General features: G+C 72.9%; 10 protein-coding genes and 1 riboswitch. Of the genes, 8 read left to right on the plus strand and 2 right to left on the minus strand.

Annotated features, from left to right (window positions below):
* Nucleotides 1-203: 203 nt before the first annotated feature.
* The 5 genes from OHB44_RS13070 to OHB44_RS13090 all read left to right on the plus strand — a co-directional run bounded on the left by OHB44_RS13070 (nt 204) and on the right by OHB44_RS13090 (nt 6,962).
* On the plus strand, nt 204-1,187 hold the full coding sequence (locus tag OHB44_RS13070; protein WP_238686781.1) for an AAA family ATPase: 984 nt from the start codon (nt 204-206) through the stop codon (nt 1,185-1,187).
* 283 nt (nt 1,188-1,470) lie between these two features.
* Nucleotides 1,471-3,954 (plus strand): ATP-binding protein, encoded by a 2,484-nt coding sequence (locus tag OHB44_RS13075; protein ID WP_330440871.1) that lies wholly within the window; start codon nt 1,471-1,473, stop codon nt 3,952-3,954.
* 85 nt (nt 3,955-4,039) lie between these two features.
* Entirely contained in the window at nt 4,040-4,597 is a 558-nt protein-coding gene (gene def / locus OHB44_RS13080; RefSeq protein WP_091401921.1) for a peptide deformylase, read from the plus strand.
* 5 nt (nt 4,598-4,602) lie between these two features.
* Nucleotides 4,603-5,529, plus strand: a complete 927-nt coding sequence (fmt, locus tag OHB44_RS13085) for a methionyl-tRNA formyltransferase (RefSeq protein ID WP_238686778.1) — start codon at nt 4,603-4,605, stop codon at nt 5,527-5,529.
* Complete coding sequence (locus OHB44_RS13090) at nt 5,484-6,962, plus strand: RsmB/NOP family class I SAM-dependent RNA methyltransferase (RefSeq protein ID WP_442932695.1); 1,479 nt, start codon at nt 5,484-5,486, stop codon at nt 6,960-6,962. The genes fmt and OHB44_RS13090 overlap by 46 nt, the downstream gene beginning before the upstream one ends.
* Before the next feature lie 73 nt (nt 6,963-7,035).
* Here OHB44_RS13090 and OHB44_RS13095 read toward each other — a convergent pair whose 3' ends face one another.
* Together OHB44_RS13095 and OHB44_RS13100 are read right to left on the minus strand one after the other, a co-directional pair.
* Nucleotides 7,036-7,926: a septum formation family protein gene (locus tag OHB44_RS13095; protein WP_238686784.1), complete on the minus strand. Its 891-nt coding sequence runs from the start codon at nt 7,924-7,926 to the stop codon at nt 7,036-7,038.
* An 82-nt stretch (nt 7,927-8,008) separates the two neighbouring features.
* Nucleotides 8,009-8,899 (minus strand): septum formation family protein, encoded by an 891-nt coding sequence (locus OHB44_RS13100; protein WP_238686776.1) that lies wholly within the window; start codon nt 8,897-8,899, stop codon nt 8,009-8,011.
* A gap of 254 nt (nt 8,900-9,153) precedes the next feature.
* Here OHB44_RS13100 and rpe point away from each other — a divergent pair, with 254 nt between their 5' ends.
* From rpe to ribD, 3 genes are all read left to right on the plus strand, one after another.
* On the plus strand, nt 9,154-9,834 hold the full coding sequence (rpe, locus tag OHB44_RS13105; protein WP_238671589.1) for a ribulose-phosphate 3-epimerase: 681 nt from the start codon (nt 9,154-9,156) through the stop codon (nt 9,832-9,834).
* A 1-nt stretch (nt 9,835) separates the two neighbouring features.
* The gene (locus OHB44_RS13110; protein WP_238686775.1) at nt 9,836-10,792 is read left to right on the plus strand and encodes a response regulator; all 957 of its coding nucleotides are present in this window, start codon (nt 9,836-9,838) and stop codon (nt 10,790-10,792) included.
* Between the two features lie 78 nt (nt 10,793-10,870).
* Nucleotides 10,871-11,041: riboswitch (FMN riboswitch) on the plus strand.
* 168 nt (nt 11,042-11,209) lie between these two features.
* On the plus strand, nt 11,210-12,271 hold the full coding sequence (gene ribD, locus OHB44_RS13115; RefSeq protein WP_238686774.1) for a bifunctional diaminohydroxyphosphoribosylaminopyrimidine deaminase/5-amino-6-(5-phosphoribosylamino)uracil reductase RibD: 1,062 nt from the start codon (nt 11,210-11,212) through the stop codon (nt 12,269-12,271).
* Nucleotide 12,272 lies beyond the last annotated feature (1 nt).

A 12,272-nucleotide genomic window follows, 5' to 3' on the forward strand; every position in this document is an offset into this window, starting at 1 on the left:
GCACACCGCGTCCGGCAAAGCGGTGGCGCCCGAGTGGTAGCATCGCCCGTCATGCCAAGGCGTACGACGGGCTCCAGGTTACGAGGGGGCGTCAGCCGCGCCGAGCTGGAGCCGCCGCGGGATGGCGCGACGATGGCGGAAACGCGTCGGTCGGGCGCGAGGTCGATGATGTCAATGAGCCGGTGATCAGGGGTGGACCAGTCGTGACCGTTGGACAATCGATCGTCTTCAACGGCGACCTCGGCAGCGGCAAGAGCACCGTGTCGGTCGAGATCGCCAAGCGGCTCGGCATGCGCCGGGTCAGCGTGGGGGACCTCTACCGGGAGATGGCGCAGCAGCGGCAGATGACCGCGCTGCAGCTCAACCTGCACGCCGAGCTCGACCAGGCCGTCGACGGATACGTCGACCAGCTCCAGCGGGACATCGCCGCCTCCGGTGAGCGCCTCATCATGGACTCCCGGCTGGCCTGGCATTTCTTCACCGACGCGCTCAAGGTGCACATGATCACCGAGCCGGGTGAGGCGGCCCGCCGGGTGCTCGCCCGCCCCTCCGGGCCAGCGGAGAGCTACGCCTCCCTGGACGAGGCCAAGGCCAAGCTCCGGGAGCGCAGCGCCAGCGAGCGCAGCCGGTTCATCATCCGGTACGGGGTGGACAAGGCCCGGCTGCGCAACTACGACCTGATCTGCGACACCACCCGGGCGTCCGCCAGCGAGGTGATCGAGCACATCGTGGCCGCGTACGAGGGCACGCTCGGCGCCGAGGTGCTGCGCGACGCGCCGCCGCTGCTGCTGCTGGACCCGGCCCGGGTCTACCCGACCGAGGACATCGCCACCCTGCGCGGTCTGTGGGACACCGACTTCGTCGGTGGGGTGGCCGAGGCCGGCGACGAGGCCCTCGAACCGCTGAAGATCGGGTTCACCGGCGAGTACTTCTTCGTCGTCGACGGTCACCGCCGCCTCAGCGCCGCTCTGCAGAACGGGTTCTCGATGGTGCCCGCCCAACTGGTCGCCGAGGTCGACGAGCCGGTAGTGGGCGGGATGAGCGCTATCGACTACTTCGCCGCTCAGGTGCGCCCCGGCCTGATCTACGACTGGGAGGCGGCTCACAAGATCCAACTGCCGCTGCCCGAGCCCGCGCTGCTCCGCGGCGACGCGGTGCTCGCGGGGGACCCGGGCGCCAGCGTCTGAACCCAGCGTGAGGCCGGGCCCACGCGCGGGTGTGCGCGCCGTCTCGGCCACCGAGTCCTACGGCGGTCGCCGAGACGGTTCAGCCGAGGATGACGCCTGAGGCTCAGACTCCGGCCATGCCCTCGTCGTACATCCGCCAGGCCCAGACCCGACGGGCGGCCACGTCGCCGGTACCGGCGACGTGGAACTGTCATACATTGGCAGCCGTCTATCGAGCCGTGACGGCCCGGAATTACCCTGCCCGTGCGCATCCGGGGGGCCGGATGACCGGGGTGGGGGTCGCATGTCTGAGCAGTGGATACCTTCCGGCACTCATCAGACGTCACACGGGTCGCCCGAGCTGGCCCGCGCCGGCACCGAGGTGCGGACACTGCCCGAGTTGGCCGGGTTGCTGCGTCAGCTACGCCGCCGCGAAGCCCGTCAGCAGGGCGAGACCCTGCTGACGTACCGGCAGTTGGCCGCGAAGACCGGCTGGTCGCGAGGGATCATCGGGGAGTACTTCGCCGGCAACGTCCTGCCGCCGCCGGAGCGGTTCGACGCCCTCATCCGACTGCTCGGGGCCACCCCCGCCGAACAGGGAGTGCTGGCCACCGCGCGGGACCGGGTCGAGGAACGACGTCGACGCCCGAACCGCGACCATGCCACCACCGGGCGGGCGGTGGCACGGGCCAGGGCCGGCGGCCCACGCGCCGGCGCCACGTCCCTCCGGTTCCCGATACCCCGCCAACTACCCCCGGGGCTGCCCGGCTTCGTCGGACGGGCAGCTCAACTCGCCCAGCTCGATGCCGAATGCGCTCGCGTCGTGGCACCCGGGGACGACGGCGCGGCGTCAGTCACCGTCATGACGTTGTCCGGTACGGCCGGGGTCGGCAAGACGACCCTCGCGGTCACCTTCGCGCACCGGGTCGCCGATCGCTTCCCGGACGGGCAGCTCTACGTCGACCTGCGTGGGTTCGACTCCACCGGAACGGTGGTGACGGCCGTCGAGGCGATCCGAGGCTTCCTGGAGGCCCTCGAGGTACCACCCGAACGCATCCCCACCCACCTGCCCGCGCAGGTGGGCCTCTACCGCAGCCTGCTCGCCGGCCGCCGGATGCTGGTGCTGCTGGACAACGCCCGCGACGCCGACCAGATCCGACCGCTGCTGGTCGGCAGCCCGCACTGCCTGGTCCTGGTGACCAGCCGCAATCGGCTCGCCGGGCTGATCGCCGCCGAAGGCGCCCGGCCGATCGGCGTCGACCTGCTCAGCACCCCGGAGGCCTGGCAACTGTTGGCCCGGCGGCTCGGCACGGACCGGTTGACGGCCGAACCGCAGGCGGTGGACGAAATCATCGAGCGGTGTGCGCGGCTGCCGCTGGCGCTGGCCGTGCTCGCCGCGAGAGGTGCGGAGAAGCCGACGTTCCCGCTGGCCACCCTCGCGGCCGAACTGCGGGCGGCGCCGCGACCGCTGGACTCGTTCGACGGAGGGGACGCCGGCACCGACGTGCAGGCCGTCTTCTCCTGGTCGTACCGGAGCCTGACCCCGGCGGCGGCCCGCCTGTTCCGGCTCTTCGGCTGCCATCCCGGACCGGACATCGGGTTCGCCGCAGCGGCCAGTCTGGCCGGGCTGCCCCGGGCCCGGGTGCCCCGGCTGCTGGCCGAGCTGGCCCACGCGCACCTCGTCACCGAGCACACCCCCGGCCGGTTCGGCGCCCACGACCTGCTCCGGGCGTACGCGGCCGAGCAGGTCGAACGTCTCGAACCGGAGCACGCCCGGCGGGCCGCGATCCGGCGCGGGCTGGACCACTACCTGCACACCGCCCACGCGGCGGCGCTGCTGCTGCAACCGGGACGGGACCCGGTCACCCTCACCGCCGCCGCGCCGGGTGTGCTGCCCGAGGAGATCAGCGACCTCGGTCAGGCGCTCGCCTGGTTCGGCGTCGAGTATCCGGTGCTGCTGGCGGCGGTCGCCCACGCGAGGCGGGCCGGGTTCGACGGCCACGCGTGGCAGCTGGCCTGGACCCTGGTGGACTTCCTGCAACGCCGGGGACGGTGGCCGGACCTGGCCGTGGCCCAGCGCAACGCCCTGGCCGGGGCGCAGCGGGCCGGCGACCGACCCGGGCAGGCGAACGCCCACCGCGACCTCGCCCGGGTGCTGTCCCGGCTGGGTCGGGTGAACGAGGCGGCGAGGAACTACCGGCAAGCCCTGGCGATCTTCGCCGAGCTGGGCGACCACACCGGGCAGGCGCGCACCCACCGGGCGTTCGGCGCGATGCTCGACGGGCTCGACCGGCACGCCGAGTCGCTGGAGCAGAGCGAGCGGGCCCTGGCGCTGTACCGGGCCGCCGGGCACGTCGCCGGGGAGGCCAGCGCCCGCAACGCGGTGGGGTGGGCGTACGCCCAGCTCGGCCGGTACGAACCGGCGCTCGGGCACTGCCGGGAGGCGTTGGCGCTGCTGCGGACGACAGGCGACCGGCACGGCGAGGCGAACACCTGGGACAGCCTCGGCTTCATCCACGCCCGACTGGCCGACCACCGAGCGGCGATCCGTTGCTTCCAGCGTGCGATCGGGCTGTACCGGCGGGTCAGCGACCGCTACGACGAGGCGGACACCCTGTCCCGGCTCGGCGAGAGCCGGCAGGCGGTGGGGGACGCGGTCGGCGCCGCGCGTACCTGGCGGCGGGCCCTGGTCATCCTCGACGATCTCGGCCACCCGGACGCCGAGCGGGTACGGGAGCTGTTGACCGGGGAGCCCGGCGGTGACGCTGGGCACACCGTCGGCGGTTGAGCGAGGTGCGCCGCCCGGCGCCCGGCCGGGCACTCCGTAGACTGGTACGGCACCGCTCGTCCGCCCGAAGAAGGAGCCGTCCCGCGTGACCGTCCAGCCCATCCGTCTGTTTGGGGATCCGGTGCTGCGCACGCCGGCCGATCCGGTCGTCGACTTCGACGCCGAGCTACGTCGGCTGGTCGCCGACCTCACCGACACGATGCGTGAGCAGAACGGCGCCGGCCTGGCCGCGCCGCAGCTCGGTGTGAGCCTGCGGGTGTTCACCTTCGACGTCGACGACGTCCTCGGGCACCTGATCAACCCGGTGCTGGAGTTTCCCGACGAGGAGGAGCAGGACGGCCCGGAGGGCTGCCTGTCCATCCCCGGGCTCTACTTCGACACCAAGCGTCGGCAGAACGTCGTCGCCAAGGGCTTCAGCTCGTTCGGCGACCCGATGCAGATCGTCGGCACCGGCCTGATGGCGCGCTGTGTGCAGCACGAGACCGACCACCTCGACGGGGTGCTCTTCCTGGACCGACTGGACCCGGAGGGGCGCAAGGAAGCCATGAAGGCGATCCGCCAGGCCGAGTGGTACGACGCGGCGGCCCCGCCGACTGTCAAGCTCAGCCCGCACATCAGCGACCCCTTCGGTCTGGGGCGCTGACCCGGATGCGCGTGATCTTCGCCGGTACGCCGGCCGTCGCCGTTCCCGCCCTGGCCGCCGTCGCCGCCTCCCGACACGAGCTGGTGGCAGTGGTCACCCGGCCCGACGCGCCCGCCGGGCGTGGGCGGGGCCTGTCCCGCTCGCCGGTCGGCGCGTGGGCCGACGAGCACGGCGTCGAGGTGCTCACGCCTGCCCGCCCCCGCGAGCCGGAGTTCCTCGACCGGCTGCGCGAGCTGGAGCCGGCCTGCGTTCCGGTGGTCGCCTACGGCGCGCTGGTGCCGCCGGCGGCCCTGGAGATCCCCCAGCACGGCTGGATCAACCTGCACTTCTCCCTGCTGCCCGCGTGGCGCGGCGCCGCACCCGTGCAGCACGCCGTGCTGCACGGCGACGAGCTGACCGGGGCCAGCGTCTTCCAGCTGGAGGAGGGCCTGGACACCGGCCCGGTCTACGGCACGCTGACCGACGAGATCCGCGCCACCGACACCTCCGGTGACCTGCTGGGTCGGCTCGCCGACTCCGGTGCCGGGCTGCTGGTGGCGGTGCTCGACGCGATCGCCGACGGCACCGCCCGCGCCGAGCCGCAGCCGGCCGACGGGGTGTCGCTGGCGCCGAAGCTGACAGTGGACGACGCGCGGGTGCGCTGGAGCGACCCGGCCTTCGCCGTGGACCGGCGGATCCGGGCCTGCACGCCCGCGCCGGGTGGCTGGACCACGTTCCGCGACGAGCGGGTGAAGCTCGGCCCGGTCGTCCCGGTGCCCGACGGCCCCGAGCTGAAGCCGGGGGAGTTGCTGGTGGAGAAGTCCCGGGTGCTGGCCGGCACGGCGACAGTGCCGGTACGTCTCGGCGAGGTCCGCGCCGCGGGCAAACGGGCGATGGACGCGACCGACTGGGCGCGCGGCGTCCGGGTCGGCACTGGAGAGGACTTCGCGTGACGGCACCGGAGGGAACCCGACCGACGCGCTCCGGCCCGTCGACCGGCCGTGGCGGGGATCGCCGCCCGGTCCGACCACCGCTGGACCGACCGCGTCGCGCCGCGTACGAGGCGGTGGCGGCGGTGCATCGGGACGACGCGTTCGCCAACCTGGTGTTGCCCATCATCCTGCGGGAAGAGGGGCTGTTCGGTCGGGATGCGGCCTTCGCCACCGAGCTGACCTACGGCACCCTGCGCCACCTGGGCACGTTGGACGCGATCCTGACCGACGCGGCCGGCCGGGACGTGGCCCGGATCGACCCGCCGGTACGCGACGCGCTGCGGCTCGGGGCGTACCAACTCCTGCACACCCGGGTGCCGCCGCACGCCGCGGTCTCGTCGACTGTGGACCTGGTCCGTTCGGTCGCACCGGGCGCTACCGGTTTCGCCAACGCGGTGCTGCGCGAGGTGTCCACCCGTGACGCGGACGCCTGGGTGGCGAAGCTCGCCCCACCGATGGAGACCGACCCGGTCGGGCACCTCTCGTTGGCGTACAGCCACCCGCAGTGGATCGTGCGGGCCTTCTCCGAGGCGCTCGGCGGCGATCTGGGCGAGACGGAGCGCCTCCTGATCGAGGACAATGAGCGCCCTCCGGTGCACCTGTGTGCCCGGCCCGGCCTGATCGACCCGGTCGAGCTGGCCGACCAGGTCGGCGGTGCGCCCGGTGCCTTCTCGCCGTACGCCGTCTATCTGCCCGGCGGGTCGCCGGGCGACATCCCGGCGGTGGTCGACGGCCGGGCCCACGTCCAGGACGAGGGCTCCCAACTGGTGGCCACCGCGCTCGCCGACGCACCGCTGGACGGCCCGGACGGACGCTGGCTGGACCTGTGCGCCGGCCCGGGTGGCAAGGCCGGGCTGCTCGGCGCGCTGGCCGCGCAGCGGGGTGCCCGGGTGACAGCGGTGGAGGTGGCCGAGCACCGCGCCCGGCTGGTCTCCCTGGCGACCCGGGACCTGCCGGTGGCGGTGTTGACGATGGACGGCCGTGAGGTCGGCGGCGACCCGAAACTGCCGGAGCAGCACTTCGACCGGGTGCTGGTCGACGCACCGTGCACCGGGCTGGGGTCGCTGCGTCGTCGGCCGGAGTCGCGCTGGCGTCGCCAACCGTCGGACCTGCCGCCGCTGACCCGGCTGCAACGGGAACTGCTCGGCGCGGCGCTGCGGGCGGTCCGCCCGGGTGGCCTGGTCGCCTATGTCACCTGTTCGCCGCACACCGTCGAGACGCACGTGACGGTGACCGAGGCGGCCCGCCGTAGCGGGGTCGCTGTGGACTTCGTGGACGCCCGCCCGCTGCTGCCGGCCGGCATGCCCGGTCTCGGTGACGGGCCGACCGTGCAGCTCTGGCCACACCGCCACGGCACCGACGCGATGTTCCTCGCCGTCCTGCGCCGAGGCTGATCCGCTCCACGCGTCCGGCCGGTCAGCTGACCGGCCGGACGCGGTGCACCACGCTGGGCTCGACCGACACGCCCTAGGTGACCGGGAGGCCCTTGGTGCCGGCGTTCTTCATCGAGCGGGTCAGGTTCCGGTCGGAGATCCAGAGGAAGCACTGCACGCCCCGGTTCCCGTTGCGCCACTCCTCCTCGTACGGCTGGTAGTAGATCGTGCCGGCGCGGAAGTCGAGCTGGGAGTTGTCCGGGACCTTGGCGTACTTGGCGATCATCGTCTGGCAGGCCCGGTGGGTCCGCTTGGTGCTGCGGGTGAACTCGGCGTAGCTGGTGTTCGGCGCCTGCCAGACGCCGACGAACTCGGCGTGGTGCTTGGCGGTGCAGGAGACCGGGGCCATCTCGTCGATGTCGTCCTTGACCAGCTTCGGGTTGAAGCAGCGGTACGCCAGCGGGGCCGCTCCGGACAGCGCGCCCTTGAGGCTGCCGGTGCGCAGGTCGACGGCGGTGTCGTCGATGCTGGCGATCTCGGTGACGTCGCAGCGGTACCAGCGGGCCCCGCCCGACCAGGCCTGCGGCGACGGCAGCACGACGGTCAGGCCGAGCCGCCCGGAACGCCAGTCGGCTCCCACCGCCTTGTTGACCGCCGTGTCGCACCCGGTCTGCGCGGCTCGCATGCCGGGCGAGCCGGGCTGCGGGGGCGTGCCACCCTCGGCACCCGGGCCGGTGAGGGTGCCGACGTGCATGGTCTCCACCCGGTGCGCCTCCGTGCACGCCGTCGGGTTGTAGCCGGTCAGGAAGCCGACCTGCTGGGAGCTCTGGTGGCAGACGTCGGCAGCGGGGACGAACTGCTGCGCCGCGACGGGCGCCGGCCAGTCGTCGATGAGGTCACTGTCGACTCCGGCGGGCGCGCCGCACCCGGCCAGCGCCAGGGCCAGCGCCCCACCCCCGGCGAACGCCGCCAACCACCGTCGCATCCCGACCTCCCGCCGCTGCCGGCCCCCGACCGGACCCAGCCGGTCGATAGCGCCACGGCGCAGCAGCATACGGCAACGATGCTCAGATCGCGGGCAGTCCCTCAGGACCGGCGCCGCGCATCGAGCGGGTGAGTTTGCGGTCGTCGCTCCACAGGAAACAGCGCACTCCACGGTCGCCCTCCTCCCACTCCCGTTGCGACGGCGGGTAGTAGATGGACCCGGCCCGGTACGGCAGTTCGCTGTTGTTGGGCACCGCCGCGTACGCGGCGATCAGCGCCATGCAGCGTCGGTGCGCCTGCTCGGCGGACCTGGCGAACTCCGCCCAGCTCATGTCCCGCTCCTCGTAGACGCCCACGAACTCGGCGCGGTGCGGCTCGGTGCAGAGCACCGGCGCCATGTAGTTGAGGTTGTCGCCGATCAGTTTGGGGTCGAAGCAGCGGTGCGTCAGGGGCGTGTCGCCGATCAACGCGCCGCGCAGGCTGCCGGTGCGGTTCACCGGGCGGGTGTTGTCGATGCTGCCGGTCTCGCTGAGGTCGCAGCGGAACCAGCGGGCGCCGCCGGCCCAGGCGGGCGCGGACGGCAACGCGAGGGACAGCGCGAGTCGGGCCGTGTGCCAGTCGCCGCCGAGCACCTCCCGGGCCCGCTGGTCGCACTCGGCGCGAGCCGTGCGCAGCGCCGACGATCCGGGTTCCGGTCGGGCCTCGGTCAGCGCGTCGGGCCCGACGAAGGTGCCGACGTGGATGCTCTCGGCCAGGTGGTTGCGCGCGCAGTCCACCGTCTCGTACGTGCTGGCCTGCACGACAGTGGCGATCCGCGGCAGGCAGGTGTCGGTGGCGGGGGTGAACGGCTTCGGAACCCGCAGGGTCGGCCAGTCGTCGGTGAGATCACCGTCCGCGCCTCGCGCCGGCGCGCAGCCGGCCAGCAGCATCGTCGTGACGCTGGCCAGCACCAGCGCTGGAAGCCACCGTCGCATCGTCCGCCCTCCCGGGAGCTGGCGGCCGGTCGCCGCGCCCCGCGGCGAGACCCCGGCGGGCGTGCAGCCTACGGCACCGTCCCGGTTGGAGTGTCGTCGCGTTTCCGTCGATCGGCCAGTGGCTGATGTCTGTTCGTCCGGATTCGGGGGTCCGGAGCGTCCAATTCTGCACCAATGGTCACTGCTGGGTCACAGCGCGTCCCCAAAGGTGGCGCGATGCGGGTGGCGGGTGGCCACGTTCGTACACTGGCCCCGTGACCGTACCGCCGCCGATCGTCGCGCCGAGCATCCTGGCCGCCGATTTCGCCCGCCTCGCCGAAGAAGTCCGCGCCGTCGAGGACGCCGCGGACTGGTTGCACGTCGACGTGATGGACAACCACTTCGTGCCGAACCTGACCATTGGGCTGCCCGTGGTGCAGAGCCTGCGGGCCGTCACGGCGATGCCCTTCGACGTGCACCTGATGATCGAGGACCCGCGCCGGTGGGCCCCCGGGTACGCCGACGCCGGGGCGTACAACGTCACCTTCCACGCGGAGGCGTCCGACGACCCGGTGGCGCTCGCCAAGGACCTGCGTTCGGCCGGCGCGAAGGCGGGCCTGGCCATCGACCGGGACACCCCGATCGAGCCCTACCTGGACCTGCTGCCCAGCTTCGACACCCTGCTGATCATGACGATCAAGGCGGGCTTCGGTGGGCAGCGGTTCATTCCGCAGCTCCTGGAGAAGGTGCGGACGGCCCGGCGGCACGCGTCGGCCGGGCACCTGGAGCTGCGCATCGAGGTGGACGGCGGGATCGCCGCCGACACCATCGAGCAGGCGGCCGCGGCCGGCGCCGACGCGTTCGTGGCCGGCACCGCCGTCTACGGGGCCGCCGACCCGGCGGAGGCGGTACGGCACCTGCGGGCCCTGGCGGAACGCGCGGCGCCCGGGGCCTGAGGTGGAGCCCGAGGCCGACCGCAAGGACATCATTCTCGTCGTGGACGACGACGAGGACATCGCTCGGTTCGTCGAGTTCAACCTGCGGCTGCACGGCTTCGAGGTGATCCACGCCAGCGACGGCCAGGAGGCCCTGGAGGTCATCGAGCGCCAGCGGCCGGACCTGGCGGTGGTCGACCTCATGATGCCCCGGATCGACGGGCTGGAGCTGACCCGCCGGCTGCGCGCCGACCCGATGACGTCCGCCCTTCCGGTGATCATGCTGACCGCCAAGGGAATGACAGTCGACAAGGTGCACGGGCTCAGCGCCGGCGCGGACGACTACCTGGTCAAGCCGTTCGACACCGCCGAGCTGGTGGCCCGGGTCTCGTCCACGCTGCGCCGCAACAAGGAGTTCCGGGAGGTCTCCCCGCTGACCGGGCTGCCCGGCAACAGCCGGATTCGTCGGGAGATCAGCGATCGGGTCCGAAACGGCGTGGACTACGCCGTCGGCTACGTCGACATCGACCGGTTCAAGAGCGTCAACGACCGGTACGGCTTCGTGCGCGGCGACGACTTCATCTCCGCGCTGGCCCGCAGCCTGCACCGGGCGGTGGTGGGCGTGGGGCTGCCACCGGCCTTCCTCGGTCACGTCGGCGGTGACGACTTCGTCATCGTCTGCGCCCCGGACCAGGTGCGCCCACTGACGTCCCGGGCGGTCGTCGACTTCGAGAACGCCGCCGACACGCTCTACGACCAGACCGACCGGGAGCGCGGCTTCGTCGAGTTGAAGGATCGACGTGGCAACATCCGGCGGGCGGCCCTGGTCACGCTCTCCATCGGGGTGTCCCTCTCCGACGCCGGCAAGCGGTTCACCGACCCGCTCGAAGCGATCGCGGTGGCCTCGGAGATGAAGACGGTGGCCAAGAGTCAACCGGGCTCGTACGTGGCGGTGGACCGGCGTCGCGGCGTCACCTGAGCGTGATAACGCTGTGAAGTAGCTCGCCTAGGTGGCGACGGAGCCGGATCGGCGTGTAAGACTTTCCGGGTACCCACCACGCGCTGGCGGGACTCGGTGAAATTCCGAACCGGCGGTGATCCACGGTCCAACCGTGGTCAGCCCGCGACCCGGACGGCTCTGCCGTCCGGTGGACCTGGTGAAAATCCGGGGCCGACGGTTGGGGGCGGTTCGTCCGCGCCCAGACAGTCCGGATGGGAGACAGCGCGCGGGACGGACGGGTCCGAGCCGGCCGCTGGCTTCAGCGTGCCGTGCCGACCCCCCGGGGGCGGCTGTGCCGTTCCCGGAATCCGCCACCGCCTGCCAGTGGCCCCATGGCCACCGCCTCCCTGACCGCCCGCGCGCGGACCGGGCGAGTGAGAGGGCAGGGGCAGCGCGATGGCCAGCGTCTCCGTTGATGAGGCGATGCGGCGTGCGATCGAGTTGGCAGCGCGCGGGCTCGGCACCACCAGCCCCAACCCCGTGGTCGGGTGCGTGCTCCTCGACGAGGACGGCGAGGTCGTGGGCGAGGGCTTCCACGCGTACGCCGGGGGGCCGCACGCCGAGATCGTCGCCCTGGCGCAGGCCGGGCGGCGGGCCAAGGGCGGCACCGCTGTCGTCACCCTGGAACCCTGTGACCACACCGGCCGCACCGGCCCCTGTAGTTCCGCGCTCGTCCAGGCCGGGGTGGGCCGTGTGGTCATCGCCGTACCTGACCCGAACCCTGTCGCTTCCGGGGGCGCCGCCACCTTGCGCGCCGCCGGGGTCCGGGTGGATCTGGGGGTACGCGGCGAGGAGGCCGAGGCCGGCAACGTCGCGTGGCTGACCTCGATGCGCCGGGGCTGGCCGTACGTGATCTGGAAGTACGCCGCCACGCTCGACGGGCGCTCCGCCGCGGCGGACGGCACCAGCATGTGGATCACCTCGGAGGCGGCCCGGATCGACGTGCACGCGCTGCGCGGCACTGTCGACGCGGTCATCGCCGGGGTGGGCACCGTGCTCGCCGACGATCCCCGGTTGACCGCCCGCAACCTGCGCGACGGCAGCCTGGCCATCCGGCAGCCGCTGCGGGTGGTGGTGGACAGCTCGGGGCGTACCCCGGCTGACGCCAAGGTCCGCGACGGCGCCGCACGCACGTGGATCGCGACCGCCGACGAGGTCGGCGCCGGCCCGGACGGCCGGGTCGACCTGTCGGCGCTGCTCGCGGCGCTGCACCTGCGCGGGGTCCGCGCGGTGCTGTTGGAGGGCGGCCCCCGGCTGGCCGGCGCGTTCCTGAACGCCGGCCTGGTCGACAAGATCGTCGGGTACGTCGCGCCGCGGCTGCTCGGCGCCGGCCCGACCGCGCTGGTCGACGCGGGAGTGACCACCATCGCCGAGGCCATCGATCTGGAGTTCGTCGACGTTACGCAGATCGGTCCGGATCTCCGGATCACCGCTTTGCCCCGCAAAAGGGAGGGCTGAG

The sequence above is a fragment of the Micromonospora sp. NBC_00821 genome, from assembly GCF_036347035.1.
GTDB lineage: Bacteria > Actinomycetota > Actinomycetes > Mycobacteriales > Micromonosporaceae > Micromonospora > Micromonospora hortensis.